This window comes from Jiella endophytica (assembly GCF_004519335.1).
GTDB lineage: Bacteria > Pseudomonadota > Alphaproteobacteria > Rhizobiales > Rhizobiaceae > Jiella > Jiella endophytica.
Genome location: NZ_SOZD01000001.1, coordinates 816,638 through 836,888 on the forward strand (window position 1 = coordinate 816,638; position 20,251 = coordinate 836,888).

General features: G+C 64.9%; 23 protein-coding genes. 4 read left to right on the forward strand and 19 right to left on the reverse strand.

Annotation, left to right across the window (positions count from 1 at the left end; translation table 11 throughout):
- Positions 1-11 precede the first annotated feature (11 nt).
- Together accC and aat are read left to right on the forward strand one after the other, a co-directional pair.
- Entirely contained in the window at positions 12-1,361 is a 1,350-nt protein-coding gene (accC, locus tag E3C22_RS03815) for an acetyl-CoA carboxylase biotin carboxylase subunit (protein ID WP_134760357.1), read from the forward strand.
- A gap of 258 nt (positions 1,362-1,619) precedes the next feature.
- Positions 1,620-2,288 carry a leucyl/phenylalanyl-tRNA--protein transferase gene (aat, locus tag E3C22_RS03820; RefSeq protein WP_134760359.1) on the forward strand — a complete coding sequence of 223 codons (669 nt, stop codon included), beginning with the start codon at positions 1,620-1,622 and terminating at the stop codon, positions 2,286-2,288.
- Here aat and E3C22_RS03825 read toward each other — a convergent pair.
- From E3C22_RS03825 to gatB, 6 genes are all read right to left on the reverse strand, one after another.
- Positions 2,228-2,689 (reverse strand): DUF2155 domain-containing protein, encoded by a 462-nt coding sequence (locus E3C22_RS03825; RefSeq protein ID WP_425364950.1) that lies wholly within the window; start codon positions 2,687-2,689, stop codon positions 2,228-2,230. The genes aat and E3C22_RS03825 overlap by 61 nt on opposite strands.
- Before the next feature lie 28 nt (positions 2,690-2,717).
- Positions 2,718-3,101, reverse strand: coding sequence for an NADH:ubiquinone oxidoreductase subunit NDUFA12 (locus E3C22_RS03830; RefSeq protein WP_134760363.1), 384 nt, complete (start codon positions 3,099-3,101; stop codon positions 2,718-2,720).
- A gap of 103 nt (positions 3,102-3,204) precedes the next feature.
- Entirely contained in the window at positions 3,205-3,678 is a 474-nt protein-coding gene (locus E3C22_RS03835) for a phosphate-starvation-inducible PsiE family protein (protein ID WP_245514746.1), read from the reverse strand.
- 193 nt (positions 3,679-3,871) lie between these two features.
- Positions 3,872-4,375, reverse strand: a complete 504-nt coding sequence (locus tag E3C22_RS03840) for a GNAT family N-acetyltransferase (RefSeq protein ID WP_134760367.1) — start codon at positions 4,373-4,375, stop codon at positions 3,872-3,874.
- Between the two features lie 31 nt (positions 4,376-4,406).
- Positions 4,407-5,291 (reverse strand): hypothetical protein, encoded by an 885-nt coding sequence (locus tag E3C22_RS03845; RefSeq protein WP_134760369.1) that lies wholly within the window; start codon positions 5,289-5,291, stop codon positions 4,407-4,409.
- Positions 5,292-5,476: 185 nt separating this feature from the next.
- Positions 5,477-6,988: an Asp-tRNA(Asn)/Glu-tRNA(Gln) amidotransferase subunit GatB gene (gene gatB, locus E3C22_RS03850; protein ID WP_134760371.1), complete on the reverse strand. Its 1,512-nt coding sequence runs from the start codon at positions 6,986-6,988 to the stop codon at positions 5,477-5,479.
- A gap of 160 nt (positions 6,989-7,148) precedes the next feature.
- On the opposite strand from gatB, the gene E3C22_RS03855 reads away from it, so the two are divergent.
- Positions 7,149-7,751: a Uma2 family endonuclease gene (locus E3C22_RS03855; RefSeq protein WP_167591620.1), complete on the forward strand. Its 603-nt coding sequence runs from the start codon at positions 7,149-7,151 to the stop codon at positions 7,749-7,751.
- Positions 7,752-7,784: 33 nt separating this feature from the next.
- Here the strand turns inward: E3C22_RS03855 and E3C22_RS03860 are convergent, their stop codons facing one another.
- Together E3C22_RS03860 and E3C22_RS03865 are read right to left on the reverse strand one after the other, a co-directional pair.
- Positions 7,785-8,840: a hypothetical protein gene (locus E3C22_RS03860; protein ID WP_134760375.1), complete on the reverse strand. Its 1,056-nt coding sequence runs from the start codon at positions 8,838-8,840 to the stop codon at positions 7,785-7,787.
- A 131-nt stretch (positions 8,841-8,971) separates the two neighbouring features.
- Positions 8,972-10,390: an aminotransferase-like domain-containing protein gene (locus E3C22_RS03865; protein ID WP_134760377.1), complete on the reverse strand. Its 1,419-nt coding sequence runs from the start codon at positions 10,388-10,390 to the stop codon at positions 8,972-8,974.
- Positions 10,391-10,496: 106 nt separating this feature from the next.
- On the opposite strand from E3C22_RS03865, the gene E3C22_RS03870 reads away from it, so the two are divergent.
- On the forward strand, positions 10,497-10,772 hold the full coding sequence (locus E3C22_RS03870) for a DUF1127 domain-containing protein (RefSeq protein WP_245514748.1): 276 nt from the start codon (positions 10,497-10,499) through the stop codon (positions 10,770-10,772).
- A gap of 113 nt (positions 10,773-10,885) precedes the next feature.
- On the opposite strand, the gene E3C22_RS03875 is transcribed toward E3C22_RS03870, so the two are convergent.
- The 11 genes from E3C22_RS03875 to E3C22_RS03925 form a co-directional block, all read right to left on the reverse strand.
- Positions 10,886-11,266: a TfoX/Sxy family protein gene (locus E3C22_RS03875; protein ID WP_134760379.1), complete on the reverse strand. Its 381-nt coding sequence runs from the start codon at positions 11,264-11,266 to the stop codon at positions 10,886-10,888.
- A gap of 19 nt (positions 11,267-11,285) precedes the next feature.
- A complete protein-coding gene (sufA, locus tag E3C22_RS03880; protein ID WP_134760381.1) occupies positions 11,286-11,666 on the reverse strand; it encodes a Fe-S cluster assembly scaffold SufA in 381 nt (126 codons plus the stop codon).
- Positions 11,667-11,915: 249 nt separating this feature from the next.
- Positions 11,916-12,272, reverse strand: a complete 357-nt coding sequence (locus E3C22_RS03885; RefSeq protein WP_245514785.1) for an SUF system Fe-S cluster assembly protein — start codon at positions 12,270-12,272, stop codon at positions 11,916-11,918.
- Positions 12,273-12,389: 117 nt separating this feature from the next.
- Positions 12,390-13,640 (reverse strand): cysteine desulfurase, encoded by a 1,251-nt coding sequence (locus tag E3C22_RS03890; RefSeq protein WP_134760383.1) that lies wholly within the window; start codon positions 13,638-13,640, stop codon positions 12,390-12,392.
- Positions 13,630-14,016 (reverse strand): VOC family protein, encoded by a 387-nt coding sequence (locus E3C22_RS03895; protein ID WP_134760385.1) that lies wholly within the window; start codon positions 14,014-14,016, stop codon positions 13,630-13,632. The genes E3C22_RS03890 and E3C22_RS03895 overlap by 11 nt, the downstream gene beginning before the upstream one ends.
- A 10-nt stretch (positions 14,017-14,026) precedes the next feature.
- Positions 14,027-15,292, reverse strand: coding sequence for a Fe-S cluster assembly protein SufD (sufD, locus tag E3C22_RS03900; RefSeq protein ID WP_134760387.1), 1,266 nt, complete (start codon positions 15,290-15,292; stop codon positions 14,027-14,029).
- A gap of 2 nt (positions 15,293-15,294) precedes the next feature.
- A complete protein-coding gene (gene sufC, locus E3C22_RS03905) occupies positions 15,295-16,050 on the reverse strand; it encodes a Fe-S cluster assembly ATPase SufC (RefSeq protein WP_134760389.1) in 756 nt (251 codons plus the stop codon).
- 37 nt (positions 16,051-16,087) lie between these two features.
- Positions 16,088-16,291 (reverse strand): hypothetical protein, encoded by a 204-nt coding sequence (locus E3C22_RS03910; protein ID WP_134760391.1) that lies wholly within the window; start codon positions 16,289-16,291, stop codon positions 16,088-16,090.
- A gap of 440 nt (positions 16,292-16,731) precedes the next feature.
- Positions 16,732-17,073, reverse strand: coding sequence for a GIY-YIG nuclease family protein (locus E3C22_RS03915; RefSeq protein ID WP_134760393.1), 342 nt, complete (start codon positions 17,071-17,073; stop codon positions 16,732-16,734).
- 214 nt (positions 17,074-17,287) lie between these two features.
- The gene (gene sufB / locus E3C22_RS03920; RefSeq protein ID WP_134760395.1) at positions 17,288-18,814 is read right to left on the reverse strand and encodes a Fe-S cluster assembly protein SufB; all 1,527 of its coding nucleotides are present in this window, start codon (positions 18,812-18,814) and stop codon (positions 17,288-17,290) included.
- Positions 18,815-18,946: 132 nt separating this feature from the next.
- Entirely contained in the window at positions 18,947-20,152 is a 1,206-nt protein-coding gene (locus E3C22_RS03925; RefSeq protein WP_134760397.1) for a cysteine desulfurase family protein, read from the reverse strand.
- Between the last annotated feature and the right edge of the window lie 99 nt (positions 20,153-20,251).

Sequence of the window (20,251 nt, forward strand, 5' to 3'; positions counted from 1 at the left end):
GGGGGCGCTTCATGGTCAAGAAGGTCCTCATCGCCAATCGTGGCGAAATCGCCCTGCGTGTCCTCAGGGCATGCAAGGAACTCGGCATTTCGACCGTCGCCGTACATTCCACCGCCGACAACGCGGCCATGCATGTGCGCCTTGCCGACGAGAGCGTCTGCATCGGACCGCCGCCCTCGCGCGACAGCTATCTCAACATTCCCTCGATCGTCGCGGCCTGCGAGATCTCCGGCGCCGATGCGGTGCATCCGGGCTACGGCTTCCTGTCGGAGAACGCCCGTTTTGCCGACATTCTGGACGCCCACGGCCTGACCTTCATCGGCCCGACCGCCGAGCACATCCGAGTCATGGGCGACAAGATCGAGGCGAAGCGCACAGCCAAGCGGCTCGGCATTCCCGTCGTGCCGGGATCGGCGGGCGCGGTGACCGACGATGCCGAGGCGCTGAAGATCGGCGACGAGATCGGCTTTCCGGTGCTGGTCAAGGCATCCGCCGGCGGCGGCGGCCGCGGCATGAAGGTGGCCAGGAGCCGCGACGACCTCGTCGTCGCCCTGCAGACCGCCCGGGCCGAGGCTGGCGCGGCCTTCGGCGACGACGCGGTCTATATCGAGAAATATCTCGAAAAGCCCCGGCACATCGAAGTGCAGGTGTTCGGCGACGGCGCCGGCAACGCCATCCATCTCGGCGAGCGTGACTGTTCGCTGCAGCGGCGCCACCAGAAGGTCTGGGAAGAGGCGAACTCGCCAGCGCTCAGCCCCGAGCAGCGCCGCCGCATCGGCGAGATCTGCTCGAACGCCATGGCAGAGCTGCGCTATCGCGGCGCCGGCACGATCGAGTTTCTCTACGAGAACGACGAGTTCTACTTCATCGAGATGAACACCCGCCTGCAGGTGGAGCATCCGGTGACCGAGGCGATCACCGGCATGGACCTCGTCCACGAGCAGATCCGCGTCGCCAGCGGCGAAGGCCTGTCGGCGACGCAGGACGAGATCGTCTTTTCCGGTCACGCCATCGAGTGCCGGATCAACGCCGAGGACCCGCGGACCTTCGCCCCCTCGCCCGGCAAGATCAGCTACTATCACGCGCCGGGCGGCCTCGGCGTCAGGGTCGATTCCGGCGTCTATCAGGGCTATTCGATCCCGCCCTTCTACGACAGCCTGATCGGCAAGCTGATCGTCCATGGCCGCAACCGCACCGAATGCATGATGCGGCTGCGGCGGGCGCTGGACGAGATCGTCGTCGACGGCGTCAAGACGACGCTGCCGCTGTTCCGCGACCTCGTCGATAATCCCGACATCGGCGCCGGCAACTACGACATTCACTGGCTGGAAAAATATCTGGCGGGTGGCACGGCGGCGTGACCGCCTGGCGGGCCGGTCAGACTTTCCGGCCCGCTGATGCCGGGCTATAGCTGCGGCAGGGATTTGACCGGATCGATCGCGCCCCTGGCCGGCCTTTGAGGCGAGTGGATCGCATGTGACATTCGGTCCCGACCAAGGACGGGCAACGCGTCGAATGTCGAATTCGAGAAATCCGACTTGGCTCGCGGGCTCTCGATTCCGACATTGGCTGGATGAGTGCCACAAGACGGTGCCAAATGTCGGGATCGGACCACTAGCATGGCGGGACGCGGCGGCAAGACCCTTTCGATCACGCCGGAGCTGCTGATCAAGGCCTATGCCTCGGGCATCTTCCCGATGGCCGAGGCGGCGGACGACCCGCAGATCTTCTGGGTGGACCCGACCGAACGGGGCGTCCTGCCGCTGGACGGCCTGCATCTTTCCAGAAGCCTCAGAAAGACCATCCGCCAGAAGCGCTTCGCCGTGACGGTCGACACGGCCTTCGCGGCGGTGGTCGATGGCTGCGCCGAACCGGCGCCCGGGCGCGACAAGACCTGGATCAACCGGCAGATCCGCGACCTCTATGTCGCGCTCTTCCACGAGGGCTTTGCCCATTCCGTCGAATGCTGGCAGAACGAGACGCTGGTCGGCGGGCTCTATGGCGTGTCGATCAACGGCGCGTTCTTCGGCGAGAGCATGTTTTCGCGCGCGACCGATGCCTCGAAGGTCGCCCTCGCCTTTCTCTGCGAGCGGTTGATCCGCGGCGGCTATCTGCTGCTCGATACGCAGTTCATCACCGGTCACCTGACGCACTTCGGAGCGATCGAGATCGACAGGGACGACTATCAGCAGCGCCTGCAGGAGGCGCTGGCCGTCGCCTCGACCTTCTACCCTTCGGGCGCCGGAACGTCGGAGTCGGTCTTGCAGCTTTTCAGCCAGACGTCATAGACCGGATGCTCGATCGCGTTGAGGCCGGGCGAATCGGCGAACATCCAGCCGGAGAAGATCCGCTGGATCTTGCGATCGAGGGTGATCTCGTCGACCTGGACGAAGGCGTCGGTCTTTTCCGCCTCGCCCTCGGCGCTGGTCAGGCACGCCTTCGGCGTCACCTGCAGGGCACCGAACTGCACCGTCTCGTCGATATAGACGTCGAACGAGGTGATCCGGCCGGTGATCTTGTCGAGGCCGGAGAACACCGCGACAGGGTTCTTGATCCGCGCCTTCGGCGTCGCGAACTGCGCCTCGGGCTGGGACTCCTGCGGCCCGGGATCCTGCGCGAAAGCAGGCCCCGCCGTCAGGACTAGCGCGACGGCAAGGGCAAGGAACGGTTTCGGTGTCATTGGCGTCATGCTGGTTTGGCGGCGACGGCCGGTGGCGTCAGGGCGTCCAGGCGTCGTATTCGCCGGTGACGCGCGGACGCTCAGTGCCGGGCCGCAGCAGCGAACCGGAGGGGCGATAGGCCTTGGCCGTGCCGGTGTGGTTCGGCTGGAAGGGCTTCTGCCACTCGCGAGGAGCATAGTCCTCCTCGCTCGGCGGGACGTCGACCCGGTGATGCATCCAGCCGTGCCAGCCGGTCGGGATGCGCGAGGCTTCGGCCGGGCCGTTGTAGATCACCCACCGGCGCGAGCCGTCGGCATTGGTGTAATAGACGTTGCCGAACTCGTCCTCGCCGACCTGCTTGCCGAAGCGCCAGGTGTAGAACTGCGTGCCGATCGTCTGACCCTGCCACCAGGTGAAGATCTTTAGAAGCCATTCCTTCATGGGGAATCCGATCCGTCGAAAGTCGGCCCCTTATGCGACCGGCGGCTGGAAATGTCCACCCGGCGCGATACGGGAGAGCGCCTTGCCGGGAGGCCGTCTTTCCTCAGTCTCCCTCATGCGCCTCGTGCTCGCCGCCGGTCGCCGTGTCGGTCTTGCCCTGCTGCTCGCGGCGGTCGACGAAATGGACCATGACGAGAAGCAGCCCAAGCGCGATCATCGTCGCGGCAAGGCCGGCGAGGAAGACGCCCGAGGTGTTGTTGACCTCGAGCAGGATCAGCTTCCGGACGACCGCGAGGACGCCGATGACGATCACCGTCCGCACCTGCGCCAGGCGATGGTCGCCGATCGCCATCTGGTGGATCGAATGAGCGAGTTCCAGCGCGATGACCACTGCCAGCACCCGGTCGAACAGTGTCTGGAACGCCGAATATTCGAGGGGATGGCCGAGATCGAGCAGCGACAGGCCGGTCGCCCGCAGAAAGCTCCACAGCGACAGGAGGACGACCCCCACCATGCCGACGAGAAGAATGTTGGCGACGAGCTTTTCGAAGCTGAAATAAAGCCTGACCAGATGCACCCTGCGCTCCCACCCGGGTCGTGCCCGGCGGACGGTGTCGATCCACCCTAACTGGCGCCGGGCATAGCCGCGTCCATCCTGCATTGCACACTGGCGCGCGCCGAGGTGTGGTGTCAGCGATCGGTGTCCTCGAGCGCTTGGAGCGAGCGGAACGATGCCGGAATGGTGCGGCCGGGCGCGGCTCTCGCAACGCTCAGCCGGGCAGCGGCTTCTCATAGACCGCGGCGGGGATTCCGCTGTCGTCCCTGCCGCAATTGTCGGTGCGACCGATCTCGGCGAAGCCGTGCCTTTCGTAGAAACGCAGCGCCTTCTCGTTCGCCGTCTCGACCTCGATGCGCATCGTCGAGGCATTGGGAAAGGCGTCGACGATCTCCTGCAGGAGGTCGCTGCCGATCCCCTGCCCCTGGCATTCCGGGCGGACATAGAGCTGATGCAGCATCACCAGCTTCTTCTCCGGATCGGAGGAGGCCGCGAAAGCCATGCCGCCGATGGTCTCGCCGTCGTCGGCGACGATGAATTCCGACTCCGGCCGGGTCAGCCGCGACTCCAGCGCCGCGACCGAGTGCCAGGATGCGGTGATCTCCGCGACCTTCCGAGGCCCGTAGATACCGTCATAGGTGTCGTGCCACGTCTCGCCGAGAAGGATCGAGATCGCCTCGAGATCGTTGCGGCCGGCCGTTCGCACGAAGAAGGTCATTCTCACCCGGTTCCATTTCACTTGCCCGCCGTCACTGGCGGCAGTCGAACATCGCCTTCAGCGCCGCGTTGCTGCCCGAGAGCGAGAAGGTTTCGACATGGTCCTGCCCGTCGACGACATAGGCGTAGTGGACGGCATTGGAATTCATGAATCCGTCGGCGCTGCCCGGATCGTCGTTGGTCTCGAACAGCATCCGCCAGTCGAAACCCTCCGGATCGCGGTCCACCGTCATCGTCGTCTCATAGTGCACCGGGCGGGGATCGTTGTCGAACCACCAGGCGACGGGGACGGGCCCGGACGAAGCGACCGAGGCGTAGCCGCTGAAGCCGTATCCGGTGCTCTCGATGTTCGAGACGGCGCGAAGCCCCTGTTCGCTGCCGGTCAGCTTGACCGCCGAGCAGTAGTCGAGCTCTCGCCCGGCAGGATCGAAGGTGTAGCGGGCGATCTCCCACTCGCCGAGCGTGGCATAGGGAAACCTGTACCGCCCGCCCACCTGTTCGCTCGCCTGTCGAACAGGCGTGGGCCTGACCGGGGCTGCCGCCCGGCGACCGCCCTGTCCCGGCCGGGTGCCGAGCGCCCAGGCGCAGATGCGGCCATACTGGTTCTTCCAGCAGGCGCCGTCGCGATCGACGTCCCCAAGCCTCCAGGAGCCGTTCTCGCCGCGGCCGGTCTTGTTCTCGTAGAAGGCAATCCCTGTCGTGGCGCCAGGATCGACCAACACGCTGCCGGTCAGGCCAGCTCCGGAGAACTCGAAGGATCCGTCCTTGTCGGTGCTTTTGAAGTCGCAGCGACCGTCGAAGATCGCCTGGCCCTCCGCCTCGACGAGACACTCGGCGGGACCGGCACTCGCGGCAGCCGGCACGAGGAGAGCGGCGCCGCAGAACAGCGCGAACGAAAGAGACTGTATCGTTTTCAAGAATTCCCCCTGCGGGCCGAAGCCCGACGTGACGCCGGCTGGTGACGCGCGCCGATGCGTCGGCGGCGGCAGACATGACACACAGCCCTGAACAGCCGCCCGAAGCAGCGATCCAGCGCCATGCGATGACCCTGCCTAACGTAACGTAAGGAAATTGAAAAGGGGCCTTGCTGCCGGGTCCGGCGTCATTCGACGCCGAGCTTCTCCTTCACCAGCGCATTGACCGCCTGGGGATTGGCCTTGCCGCCGGTCGCCTTCATCACCTGGCCGACGAACCAGCCCGCCATCGAAGGCTTGGCCTTCGCCTGCTCGACCTTGTCGGGATTGGCGGCGATGACGTCGTCGACGGCCTTTTCGATGGCGCCGGTGTCGGTCACCTGCTTCATGCCGCGGCTCTCGACGATCTCCTTCGGGTCGCCGCCCTCAGCCCAGACGATCTCGAAGAGGTCCTTGGCGATCTTGCCGGAGATCGTGCCCTCGCGGATGAGGTCGAGGATCGCGCCGAGCTGTTCGGCCGAGACCGGCGTCGCCTCGATGTCCTTGCCGGACTTGTTGAGCGCGCCGAGGAGATCGTTGATCACCCAGTTCGCAGCCTGCTTGGCGTCGCGACCGCCCTTGCCCCCGGCGACGACCTTTTCGAAATAGTCGGCGATCGCCTTGTCGGAAACGAGGATCGAAGCGTCGTAGGCCGACAGCCCGGCGTCGGTGATCAGCCGCGCCTTCTTGTCGTCGGGGAGCTCGGGAAGCTCTTTCAGAAGCGCATCGACATAGGCCTGGTCGAACTCCAGCGGCAGGAGATCGGGATCGGGGAAATAGCGGTAGTCGTGGGCGTCTTCCTTGCTGCGCATCGCGCGGGTCTCGCCCTTCACCGGGTCGAACAGCCGCGTTTCCTGGTCGATGACGCCGCCGTCCTCGATGATCGCGATCTGGCGACGTGCTTCGGATTCGATGGCCTGGCCGACGAAGCGGATCGAGTTGACGTTCTTGATCTCGCAGCGCGTGCCGAACGGCCCGCCCGGGCGGCGCACCGAGACGTTGACGTCGGCGCGCATCGAGCCCTCGTCCATGTTGCCATCGCAGGTGCCGAGATAGCGGACGATCGTCCTCAGCTTGGTCAGATAGGCCTTGGCCTCGTCAGCGGAGCGCATGTCGGGCTTGGAGACGATTTCCATCAGGGCGACGCCCGAGCGGTTGAGGTCGACGAAGGACATTGTCGGATGCTGGTCATGCATCGACTTGCCGGCGTCCTGCTCGAGATGCAGCCGCTCGACGCCCACCTCGACATCCTGGAACTCGCCCTTGGAATCCGGCCCGACTGAGACGATGACCGTGCCCTCGCCGACGATCGGATCCTTGTACTGGGAGATCTGATAGCCCTGCGGCAGGTCCGGATAGAAATAGTTCTTCCGGTCGAACACCGAGCGGTGGTGGATCGCTGCCTTCAGGCCGAGGCCGGTGCGGATCGCCTGCCTGACGCATTCCTCGTTGATCACCGGCAGCATGCCGGGCATCGCCGCGTCGACCAGGCTGACATGGGAGTTCGGCTCGGCGCCGAAGCCGGTCGAGGCGCCGGAGAAGAGCTTCGCCTCGGATGTCACCTGGGCGTGGACCTCGAGGCCGATGATGATTTCCCAGTCGCCAGTAGCGCCGGAGATGAAGGACTTCGGGTCTGGCGTGCGGGTGTCGACGATGGTCATGGATCGCGTCCGGTCATTCGGGAACTTTGATGCCGTGGCTAGAGCAAAGGCCGATAGGGTTCAAGGAGGATGGAAGATGGCGGGGGCAAAGGCCCGTCTTTGGCCAAGCGGCCGTTTCAAGGATGTGCTAGCGTCTTGCGTCCAGATCAGGAGGCCACGCGTGAGCATCCTTACAAAGACCGAGACGTCCGGCGCCTTGCCGACTGACCTGACGAGCGAGGCGTTTTTCGACTGGCTGGAGCGTCAGGATCGTCGGTTCGAACTGGTGGAGGGCTCGGCGAGGATGCTGCCATATGTGAAGCGCGCCCATTCGGTGATCGCCGGCAATGTCGCGTTCGCACTCCAGACGCAGCTGGATCGGGCGTCCCATCGGGTGCACCAAGGCGATTTTGCCATCGAGACCGGCCCCACCTCCATCCGTTACGCCGATGTGCTGGTCGAACCGGCGGGAGGGCGAAAAGGTGACCGAAAGACTCGATCCGCCATCGTCGTCGTTGAGGTCCTCTCGGACTCCACCGCACCCGACGATTTCGGACCGAAGCGCCACGAATATCAGTCGCTCGAACGGCTCGAAAGCTACATCGTGATCGACCAGGACATCCGCCGGATCTGGCAATGGGAGCGGCTGCAGGATGGCACATGGCCGCAGCAGGCCAGAATCATTGAGGCCGGTTCGGTCGAACTTCCGTCTCTCAAATGCTCTCTGGCCCTCGACGATATCTACTTCGATGCCATCGATGCGGGACCCTCGGGAGAAAACTGACTGCGCGGGCTGTCGGGCCGCTTATATCGCAACCTATCGAAATGCATATCCCTCCGCGCCCTCGTACAGGTCGACGAGGAGATGCTCCGGTGTGCCGACGAGGAAATCCGCCGCGGTGGAAAGGACGTTGCGGCCGGTGACCTTTCCGGTCGCCGCGTCGAGTTCGTAGAGATAGTCCTTCTCGCAGCTGCCGCCGCTCGCCGCATAGATCTTGTCGCCGCGGATTGCGACGCTGGTATCCGACACGTTGAAGGGGCTCACCCAGGCGATGGTTTCGACGCTTGCATCCGTCTTGACCAGAAGGCCGGCCTTGCGGGGCCGGTCGCCGCAGCGGCTCGGCGTGTCGATGGTGAGATAGATGGCGCCCTCTTCGTCCTGAGCCGCCGAAAGGACGGCGACGCCGGCACTTGGATCGCCGGTATCGAAGCCTTGGGCCTGGCGCGAAACCGGGATGGCAACGCTCGCCTCGGGGCGACCTGCGCGGTCGGTGAGGAGGTTGACGATGGTGACGTCGCCTTCGCCGAAACTGGCACTGCGCGAGATGATCAGACGGTCGGCCGGACCGAAGCGCGAGACGTAGAAATAAGGCTCCTGGTGGCTAGAGGGTTCGATACCGGCCTCGCGCAGGCCATCATAGAGCGTATTGCCGAGTTCTTCCGACACCCAGGCGCAGCGCTCGATCCAGTCGATCCGGCAGGGCTCGCCGATGGTCTTGTCGTACCATCCGAGATCCGGGATCTGCGAGGCGACGGTCGCGAGATCCGGCCCGGAAGCAATTTTCGTCAAGGCGATGTCGCGCTGCGGGCCGGGATTGCGGTCAGGCCGCGGCAGGTCGAGGACGGCGCTACCGGGCGGGCCGGACGTTGCGCTTCCTGCGCCGCCGGCAAGGACACCGTATCCGACCCCGCCACCGCTACTTCCGGATTGTGCCGGGGCGGCGACGGTCGACGAGGATGACGGCCCTGCCGCCAGCCGGACAGTCTTGCCGAGCCCGGGCGACAGGGCGTCCGCGCTCGCCGGCTCTGCCGAAAGGCAGCCCAAAGTGAGACCGATGGCAGCCAGTGGCGAGACGAGGGTTGCCAGTCGCATCGCAGTTCCTCCCCGGCGATCCTGCAGCCGATCCAGATTCCCTAACGGAATTTTTGGCCGGTTTGAAGCCGGCTCGCCGATCGGTGCCGCGGCAGTGCCCGCGGCTTCACGGGGCCGGCAACGCCACGACGTCATGCGACGCTCACATAGGAGATGCTGCCGCTGTCGATCAGGCCCTTGAGGGTCTGAAGCGCCGTCGCCAGCGTCTGGCGCTCCTCGACCGCCGAGATTCCAATCCGGACCGAGTGGTGCGAGCGGTCGCCGCGCACGCTCTGATATTCGTCCTCGCCGTCAATGCGGATACCGTGATTGCGCGCGGCAAGCTGGAAGGCCGGCGACGTCCAGGGCGACGGCAGCGACACCCAGCGGTAGGGAACGGCCCGCGCCTGGCCGACCGTCTCGACAGCGAAGATCTCGTCGAACAGCGCCGCACGGGCGGCGATCTCGGCGATCACCGCCTGGCGGATCCGCTCCGCCTCGCCGGAGAGCACCAGCCGCGCTGCGACCTCCATATTGAGATAGGGCCGCCCGCCGGTCAGATGATTGTGCGCGACCGTCACCCGGACCGACTGGCCGCGGGGACAGGCCGCCCAGCCGACCCGGAGGCCAGCGGCAACGCTCTTCGACAGCCCGCTGACGAAGAAGGTGCGTTCGGGCGCCAGCGAAGCGATCGGCGGAATGTCCGACGGCGTGATCTTGCCGTAGATGTTGTCCTCAACAATCAAGAGATTGTGACGGCGCGCGACCGACACAATCTCCTCGCGGCGGCGCAGCGACATGCAGCGGCCGGTCGGGTTGTTCACCGCCGGCATCAGGAAAATCATCCTTGGATGCTGCCTTGCGGCGCAGCGATCGAGTTCCTCCGGCAGCATGCCCTCCTCGTCGGCGGCGACGGTGAGCGGCATCCGGCCGATCATTGTCGCAGCGCGCGCCACGGCGGCATAGGACAATTCCTCGAAGACGATCCGGTCGCCGGGATGGGTCGCGGACGCAATGATCCCCTGGATCGCGGCATTCACCCCGAGGGTCGGCACGACATTGCCAGGCTCCGGCGCCCAGCCGCCCGTCGCCAGCCAAGCGGCGCCGGCATCGAGCCAGGTCGTCGGCACGCCGCGCACGTAATCCAGCGCCTTCTGGCTGGAATCCTTCAGCACCGCCGCGAAGACCGCCGCCACCGCGGCGGCCTGCCCGACCATCGGCGCGGAGGTCGAATCGAGCTTCACGTCCTCGCTGCGCACACTGGGAATCGAGTCGGCGATGGAGCGTGACGGAAAGGATTGCTGAGGAGCCTTGTCTTCCGGCGCTTCCGCGAGCCGGACATAGGTGCCGCGGCCGACCTCGCCGGTCGTCAGGCCCCGCTCGCGGGCGATCTGATAGGCACGGCCAATGGTGCCGACGGTCACCTTCAGATCGAAGGCGATGTCGCGTTGGGGCGGCAGCTTGTCGCCCGGTTTCAGAGCGCCTTCGACGATCGCGCGCTCGATGGCGTCGGCGAGACGGAGGTAGAAGGGCGTGGCGTCGTCTTCGGAGATCGCAAATTGTATTGTCACCCATACACCTCTCTTTGTCACCCTGATGCATTCGTCATTGTACTCCAATTCAATCGGCGTACAAGAGGATCAACGAGACAATGGTGCAGTCGAAGGAGATGTCACCATGACAATGCATCATGCAAGGGTCGCCCAGATCGAGGATCTGTCCGTCCGGCGCGCGGGAAGCCGCGGCAAGGCCGAGGCGCTTCCGGCCCTGTCGGAAGCAATCGTCGCGCTCGGCTCGGCATTGGCGTTTGCTTTCCGCGCGGTCGGCAGGCGGCGGCAGATGCGCCAGGATCTTCTCTCCATGAGCGACGACCAGCTGCGAGATGTCGGCATGTCGAGAGACGAGGCTCTGCGCGCCGCCGAGCGCATCGAATGGCGCGGCGACTGGAAGTGATCATCGCAGCCGCCTGATCCGGTTGCCGAGCGCGGCGCTGCCGCTGACATGACAAAACGGCCGGGCGGGTTCTCTTACCCGCCCGGCCGTCTTGCGTTGAGATCTCGTTCGGGTCAGGTGGCCTTCCGGCCCGCCCTGCCCCGTTTCGATGCTGCGACACGCTTGCCGGCCTCTGCCATATCGACCCTTCGCGCCGCTTGATCGGCGACGGCAATCCAGCGCTCGGCTTCGTCAGGGTCGTCGTAGCCGTCTTCCGGAAATCGCCAATAGGGCATGCTCACCGGCGCCTTGCCGGCCCGGGCATAAGTCCAGCGTTCGAGGCCTGCGCCGGCATAGCTGGCTTCGCTTTCGGGATCGCTCTTGAGATAGAGGTTGCCGCGGATGACGATGGCGACGATACGGCCGTCGCTGTAGATGCCCTGGCCGCCAAACAGGCGGCGGATGGAAATGGCGGGAAGCGAACGGAAGAGATCCCTCAGAAACTCTTCGTCCATCGCCTCCCCTCCGATCGCCTCAGGCTTGTTGCGCTGCCGCCATCGCCGCGAGATCGGCCTGCTTCAGTTCGACGGATTCGCCGCAGCCGCAGGCCGAGGTCTGGTTCGGATTGCGAAAGACGAAGCCCGACCGGAGCACGGTCTCCTCATAGTCCATCTCGGTCCCGAGCAGGAACAGCACGGCCTCCGGCGCGACGAAGACCTTGGCGCCATCGCGCTCGATGACGTCCTCGTTCTGGCCGGGCTGGTCGGCGAGGTCGACGGTATATTCCATCCCCGCGCATCCCCCCTTCTTGATTCCGACGCGGATCCCATGCGCTGCGGCATCGCTTGCGGCAAGGATCGACTTGATCCGCTCTGCGGCGGTGCTTGTCAGGCTCATCACGGCAAATCGGCCCATCGGATCGCTCCTTTCAGACCAGCAAAGGTTTCTGTGTCAGATAGCTAGCTGCAACTTCAACAGAAGCAAGCTACCACTGACAGATGTTAAGTGGCAAAGCTGACCCATTGCTTACCAGTGGTTAAAGCCGGCGCCGAATTCGCAATGGACGCCGCGATCCAGCCCGCCCGTCCGTCCGACCGGATGAAACCAGCGGGCCCCGGGCGGGCGCCGCGTTTCGGTCCGGGCTCGGCGGGCCGGCGTGACCGGTCAGTACCAGCCGACCGCGACCTGCGCCTCTTCGCTCATCCGCTCCGGCGTCCAGGGAGGATCGAAGACGATCTCGACCTTCACCTGACCGACGCCGTCGACGGATCCGACGGCATTTTCCACCCAGATCGGCATCTCGCCGGCGACCGGGCAGCCGGGCGCCGTCAGGGTCATCTCGACATCGACATTGCGTCCGTCGTCGATGTCGATCTTGTAGATCAGGCCGAGTTCGTAGATGTCGGCCGGAATCTCGGGATCATAGACCGTCTTCAGCGCGCCGATGATGTCGTCGGTGAGCCGCGACAGTTCCTCCGCCGGGATGGACGAAGGGTCCTGACCGCCGGAGGCCATCGCCATGTTGGCTGCAGCCGTATCGTCGGCCGGGGCCGCGATGGCCGGCTCGTTGGTCCCGTTCGCTGCGGGCTTGGTGTCGACTTCCTCGCTCATGCCTGTCGTCTTTTCGGGTGTTGCGCCTCAGGCGAAGAATCGCCGGGCCTTTTCGAGGGCTTCGGCCAGACGGTCGACCTCGGCGAGAGTGTTATACATAGCAAACGATGCCCGGCATGTGGAGGTCGTGCCGAAACGCTTCAAGAGCGGCTGCGCGCAGTGGGTGCCAGCCCGCACCGCAACGCCTTCGCGATCGATCACCATCGAGACGTCATGGGCATGGATGCCTTCGAGATCGAAGGAGACGATCGCACCCTTGCCTGGCGCCTCGCCGTAGATCTTCAGCGAATTGATCGCCTTCAGCCGCTCGTGGGCATATTGGCCGAGCGTTGCCTCATGTGCCGCAATGGCTTCGCGACCGACGCTCTCCATGTAGTCGAGTGCCGCGCCGAGGCCGATCGCCTGGACGATCGGCGGCGTACCCGCCTCGAACCGATGCGGCGGAGCGTTGTAGGTGACGGTTTCCTCGGTGACCTCGGCGATCATCTCGCCGCCGCCGTTGAACGGCCGGGTCGCCTCCAGCATCGCCTGGCGGCCGTAGAGAACGCCGATGCCGGTTGGCCCATAGACCTTGTGGCCAGTGAAGACATAGAAGTCGCAGCCGATGTCCTGCACGTCGACCGGCAGATGCACGGCGCCCTGGCTGCCGTCGACGAGGGTCGGAATGCCCTTCGACCGGGCGAGCGCGCAGACAGCCTTGACATCGACGATGGTGCCGAGAACGTTCGACATGTGGGTCGTCGCGATCAGCTTCGTCCGCGGCGTGATCGCCTTCTCGAAGGCCTCGACGCTGATCGAGCCGTCATCCTCCACCGGCACGAAGACGAGCTTCGCCCCCTTGCGCTCGCGGATGAAGTGCCAGGGCACGATGTTGGAGTGGTGCTCCATCTGGGTGACGACGATCTCGTCGCCCTCGCCGATCGTCTCCATGCCGAAGCCATAGGCGACGAGGTTGATCGATTCGGTCGCCGAGCGCGTGAAGACGATCTCCTCGGACGACGCGGCATTGAGGAATCGCGCCACCTTCGACCGGGCTTCCTCGAAAGCCTCGGTCGAGCGGTTCGACAGGTAATGCAGGCCGCGATGGACGTTGGCATAGTCCTCGCCGTAGGCCGTCATGATCCGGTCGAGCACTGCCTTTGGCTTCTGGGCCGAGGCACCGCTGTCGAGATAGACCAGCGGCTTGCCGTAGACTTCCTTCGCAAGGATCGGGAAGTCGGCGCGAACCGCCTCGACGTCGTAGCCGGTCGCAGCGCTCCGTCTGGCTTCAACCGTCATAGGATATGAACTCCATGAGCGATCCGTCGGGATCGCGAAAATAGACGCTGGTGCCGGTGCCGGCAGCGCCGCTCCGCGTCACCGGTCCGAGTTCGGCCTCGATGCCGTGCGCCTTCAGATGCGATAGAGCCTCGGCGATCGGCCCGTGCCAGCGGAAGCAGAGATCGCTATTGCCAGGCATGACCGGCACCTGCGCCACCGGCTCGGCGTGCTTGCCCGGCCCGTGGAGGTTCAACTGCTGGCCGCCGAACCGCAGCGCGTAGCCGACCGCCTCGCGGATGACCTCGGCGCCGAGAACGTCGCGGTAGAAGGCCTCCGACCGGTCCCAGTCTGACACGTGGATCACGCAGTGATCGAAGGTGATGCGAGCGGCCATGGTCTCTTCCTCAGTGGCTCTTTTCGAGCCACGCCTCGATCTTGCCGGTCAACGCCTCGGCGATCGCCTCCTCGACTTCCAGCTCCTCGACCATCTCGTCGACGAAGGCCTTGACCAGAAGGGCTTTCGCCTGCGCCGCCGGGATGCCGCGCGACATCAGATAGAAGAGATGGTCGCGGTTGATCTCGCCCGCCGTCGCGCCGTGGCCGCACTGGACGTCGTCGGCGAAGATCTCGAGCTCGGGTTTGGCCGAGAAATCGCCATCCTCGGACAGAAGCAGCGTGTTGCAGGCCATCTTGGCGTCGGTCTTCTGGGCCTCGCGGGCGACCTTGATCATGCCCTGGAAAACGCCGTGGCCGCCGGTCACCACATTGCGGAAGGTCTCCGTCGCCGTGGTGTTCGGATGGGTGTGGCGCAACGTCGTCGTCACGTCGACATGCTGGTCCTTCTCCAGAAGGTTCACCCCCCGCATGATGATCTGCGACCCTTCGCCCTTCGTCACCGCATGCACCTCCTGTCGGACGAGTGCGCCGCCGGCATTGAGGAGGAACAGCTTGAAGGTGGCGTTGGCGCCGACCGTGACATTGAGCTGGCCGAGATGGGCGGCGTCCGAGTCCTTCGACTGGTCGATGATCCACAGCACCTCGGCGTCGTCGCCGATCGCCAGATGCGAGACGAGGCTCGACGGGGCCGGCGAACCACCGCCCTCGACGCGCTCGACGACAACGGCACTGGCCTGATCGCCGACGCTCACCTCGACCGAGGCGTGGGACTGCGTGCCGATGCCGCTCCTCAGCTCGATCGGCGAGCCGATCTCGGCCTTGTCGGCAATGGCGATCTTTGCTGCGCGGGCGCCGAAAGCAGCATTCACCAGGCGGACAGTATCCACCGGCCGATCGAGATGGTTCGGGCTCTCGTGCCAGTCGGACAGGTCGTTCGTCGCGGCAATGGTGACGCCAGCCGGCGCCACCGCATGGTCGGGCGCGTCGAGATCAACGACGGTGGAGCCGGCGACGAGCGGCGCAAGCACCGTCTCTGCAGGCCCGGCTGCCTTCTCGGCGATGGCTTCGACCGCCTGGCCCTGGCCGAGCCGGCGGCCCATCAGCCCGCGCAGGTCGGTATAGTGCCACGCCTCGATCCGGCGATGCGGCAGACCTTCGCGGCGCAGTGCCTCGATGGCGGCGCGGCGTGCGTCCTCATCGGTGCCGGCGGCTTCCGCCAGCTGGACGAGCGCCGTCTCTGCCGGCGTTCTGGGTCTCAGCTCGGTAACGCTCATAATTACGCAGCCTCGCCGATGATCTGACTGTAGCCCTCGTTCTCGAGCTGCAGCGCCAGTTCCTTGTCGCCGGACTTGATGATCCGTCCCTTGTAGAGGACGTGGACGGTGTCCGGCACGATATAGTCGAGCAGCCGCTGATAGTGGGTGATGACCAGGAAGGAGCGCTCCGGCGATCTGAGAGCGTTGACGCCGTCGGCGACGATCTTCAAAGCGTCGATGTCGAGGCCGGAATCGGTCTCGTCCATGACGCAGAGCTTCGGCTCGAGCAGCGCCATCTGCAGGATCTCGGCACGCTTCTTCTCGCCGCCGGAAAAGCCGACGTTCAAAGGCCGCTTGAGCATTTCGGCGTCGATCTTCAGCTCGGCCGCCGCAGCCTTCACCTTGCGCATGAAGTCCGGCGTCATCAGCTCGGCCTCGCCCCGCGCCTTGCGCTGGGCGTTGAGGGCGGTCTTGAGGAAGGTCATCGTCGCGACGCCGGGAATTTCCAGCGGATACTGGAAGGCGAGGAAGACGCCGGAGGCGGCGCGCTCGGCCGGGTCCATCTCGAGGATCGACTCGCCGTTGTAGACGATGTCGCCGTCGGTGACCTCGTAGTCGTCACGACCGGCGAGGATGTAGGACAGGGTCGACTTGCCGGAGCCGTTCGGCCCCATGATCGCAGCGACCTCGCCGTCCTTCACGGTCAGATCGACACCCTTGAGGATCTCGGTGCCCTCGTCGGCGACGCGGGCGTGGAGGTTCTTGATTTCCAGCATCGTCTCTTCGTTCTTTCAGCGTTCGTTCGTATCGTCGTCAGGACGCGCCGGGATCGGCGTCGCCTGCGGTTTCAATCTCGTCGAGGAGCCTCTGGCGTTCGGCCTGCAGCGCCTCGATCTCGTCGGCGACGACCGGGTCGGTCATCGAGCCCTCGGCCGTTGCCACCGCCTCGCGGGCCTGTTCGATCCGGTCCTCGATCGCGCGAAGGCGGGTTTGGTCAGGTGTTGAATCGGTGATCATCCAGTCATCGCCTTCCCTCGTTTACGCAACCAGCCATCTCAGCGTTTCCCAGGCAAACGCTTCTGAATCCGTCACCGACAGTAGATCCTCGCCACAAGGGCGAGGATGACGGCCCTGAGTTGGTCGCTCTCTAAATGCGGCGTCATCCTCGGGCCTGTCCCGAGGATCTACCGCAGTCGAAGCTCAGAACCGTCTACCCTCTTGGTGCACCCGTTCGTGCGAAGAACCAAATTCGAACAACGATTTTGGTCCTGATTCCTCAGTAGATCCTCGCCACAAGGGCGAGGATGACGAAACGGAACGGTCTATGCGCCCGTCAACCCACCGCGGCGTCATCCTCGGGCCTGTCCCGAGGATCTACCGCCATCACCGGCCAAAATCGTTTCCGGATTTTTCCACACTTCTAGCCTGCGGCGGGCGATCGGGCCACGCATTCATCCTCAATTGTAGTCGCTCCACTCCCGCGAATTGCAATGCGGCATGTAGACATTTTCGATCTCGTCAATGCGCTCGTACAGGTCCAGCCATGTTGGATTGAGGCCCTCGATGAGATTGATTTTCCACGCCCTCGAATACCGCTTCAGCGACTTTTCCCGCCGGATCGCGAGGACGATGTTCGGATGCAGCTCGAACCAGACGAGGTTCTTCGCTTCGTATCGTGACGTGAAACCCTCTTGAACCTCGTTCTTATGCTCCCAAACGCGACCTAGAAGGTCGCTCGTCACTCCGATGTAGATGACGCCCCGCGGCTTGTCCGACATCATGTAGACCGAGCCGGTCACGACATCACCTCCGGGCCACAGGCATGAAGGCCGATCGACATCGAAAGACCTTCAGTTCGCATCCAGCGGCGTCATCCTCGCCCTTGTGGCGAGGATCTACTGCCGATGAGGCGATGGACCGTTTGACTAGCGTCTCCTTCGGTGACGCTTCTAGCGCGGCAACCTCGCTAGATCCTCGCCACAAGGGCGAGGATGACGGCCGTAACCGTAGCCCTCACCCCACGCTTCCCTCCAGCGAGATCCCGATCAGCTTCTGCGCTTCCACCGCGAACTCCATCGGCAGCTGCTGGATGACATCCTTGACGAAGCCGTTGACGATCAGCGCGATCGCCTCCTCCTCGGGGATGCCGCGCTGCATACAGTAGAACAGCTGGTCGTCGGAGATCTTCGAGGTGGTCGCCTCGTGCTCGAACTGCGCCGTGGCGTTCTTCGCCTCGATATAGGGCACGGTGTGGGCGCCGCAGTCGTTGCCGATCAGGAGCGAGTCGCACTGGGTGAAGTTGCGGGCGTTGGCGGCACGGCGATTGGCCGAGACCTGGCCGCGATAAGTGTTGTTGGAATTGCCCGCCGAAATGCCCTTGGAAATGATCCGGCTCGTCGTGTTCTTGCCGAGATGGATCATCTTGGTGCCGGAATCGATCTGCTGACGGCCGTTCGAGACCGCGATCGAATAGAACTCGCCGCGCGAGTTGTCGCCGCGCAGGATGCAGGAGGGATATTTCCAGGTGATCGCCGAGCCGGTCTCGACCTGCGTCCAGGAAATCCGCGAGTTCTTGCCGCGGCAGTCGCCCCGCTTGGTGACGAAGTTGTAGATGCCGCCCTTGCCTTCCTTATCGCCCGGGTACCAGTTCTGGACGGTGGAATATTTGATCTCGGCATCGTCGAGGGCAACGAGTTCGACGACTGCGGCATGCAGCTGGTTCTCGTCACGCTGCGGCGCCGTGCAGCCTTCGAGATAGGAGACGTAGGCCCCCTCGTCGGCGATGATCAGCGTGCGCTCGAACTGGCCGGTATTGCGCTCGTTGATGCGGAAATAGGTCGACAGTTCCATCGGGCAGCGCACGCCCTTCGGCACGTAGACGAAGGACCCGTCGGTGAAGACCGCGGAATTGAGCGTCGCAAAGAAGTTGTCCGAGGCCGGCACGACCGAGCCGAGATACTTCTTCACCAGCTCCGGATGCTCGCGGATCGCCTCGGAGATCGGCATGAAGATCACGCCGGCCTTCTGCAGCTCCTTCTTGAAGGTCGTCGCGACCGAGACGGAATCGAACACCGCATCGACAGCGACGCGCGACGAGCTCGGGGCCGACAGGCGATCATCATCGCCCTCGCCATCGTCACCCGCCTGCGGCTTGACGACTCCGGCGAGGATCTCCTGCTCGCGAAGCGGGATGCCGAGCTTCTCGTAGGTGCGCAGAATCTCCGGATCGACCTCGTCGAGCGAGGCCGGGCCGGACATCGACTTCGGCGCGGCGTAATAATGGATGTCCTGATAGTCGATCGGCGGATAGTCGACCCGCGCCCAGTCGGGCGTCTCCATCGTCTTCCAGCGCTGGAAGGCCTCGAGGCGCCAGGCCAGCATCCACTCCGGCTCGCCCTTCTTGGCCGAGATCAGCTTGATGATGTCTTCGTTCAGCCCCTTGGGGGCGACGTCCATCTCGATCAGCGTCTCGAAGCCGTATTTATACTGGTCGACATCGATCTGTCGGACCTGATCGATGGTCTCCTGAACTGCAGGCATGCCTCTCGCTCCATACTCGCCGGATTCAAGGTCCGGTGGTCGGGGGTTTCGGTCTGGAAAACTTTATCCTGACCGTCAAGATAAGTCTCGAATGGCCGCGTTTTTAGTGCCATTCCAAATTATCGCAAGGGCTCACGCCGCCTTCGCGGACCCGGCCCTGGCGGTGGCCCGGCGGGCCAGCCTTTCATATGCGGCGGCAAAGCGCTCGAGGGCCGCTTCGTCGGTTTCGGAGCCGAAACTGACGCGGATCGCGCCGAGCGCCGGGTCGATTGCAAGGCCCGCGGCCGCCATCGCCGCAGCGACGTGGCTCTGGCCGACCTTGCCGGAGGAGCAGGCCGAGCCGGCCGAGACCGCAAGGCCTTCGAGATCGAGGGCGATCTGCGCCGTCTCGGCCCGGACGGCGGGATGCGCGACGGCGAGCGTGTTGGGAAGCCGCTCGGCGCCCTTTCCGAGGACGACTGCCTCCGGCAGCCGCGCCGCGATCTGGCCCTCCAGAAAGTCGCGGCGGTCCTGCAGCTGCGAAACCGCACCGCCGAGCCGCGCCAGCACCACCTCGGCCGCGGCGCCGAAACTCGCGATCGCCGGCAGCGCCTCGGTACCCGGCCGCATGCCGCGCTCCTGGCCGCCGCCACGAAGAAGCGCGTATGGCCGGGTCGCAAGGCTCTTCAACGCAAACGCCCCAACGCCCTTCATCGCGCCGATCTTGTGCCCTGAAAGAATCACCGCATCGGCCCCGGTGGCATCAAGATCGATCGGCAGACGCCCGGCGACCTGCGCCGCGTCGAGCACGAGACGGATCGGCCTTCCCGCAATCGCCTCGCGGATGGCAGCGAGGGGCTGGATGACGCCGGTCTCCGAATTCGCCCGGGAAAACGCCAGCAGCGCCGGTCCGGCATCGTCGAGCTTGGCGGCCCATTCGGCCAATGCATCGAGGCGGACAAGGCCCTCGCGGTCGACCGGCAGCCGGGTGACGCGGCCCGGCTCGAAGCTGCCGCCCTCGCGGGTCGCCGGATGGTCGGTCTCGATGACCGCAAGCCCGGCAAGCCTTGTCGCTTCGCCGTCGATCAGCCAGCGGGGCGAAAGCAGCTGCGCCGCCGCTTCCGTCGCGCCGCTGGTGAACACGACGGCCTCGGCGGGAACCTTTTCATCGGTTCCGCCGACGAGCCGGGCGACCGATCGGCGCGCCTCTTCGAGCGCGCCGCGCGCGTCGCGCCCCTCGCGGTGGGTGGACGATGGATTGGCGAGCGCCAGCGCTGCGACGGCCGCATCCCTGGCTTCGGGAAGCAGCGGCGCGGACGCATTGTGGTCCAGATAAATCCGCCTCTCGCGGCCGTTCATGTCAACTCGCTGAGAATAACGCGTCCTGCCGGCGCAAATTCCTTGAAATTCAGCCTGCAAAAGGACTAGAAAGCGCCCTCGCATGGCATCGCCAGTTTT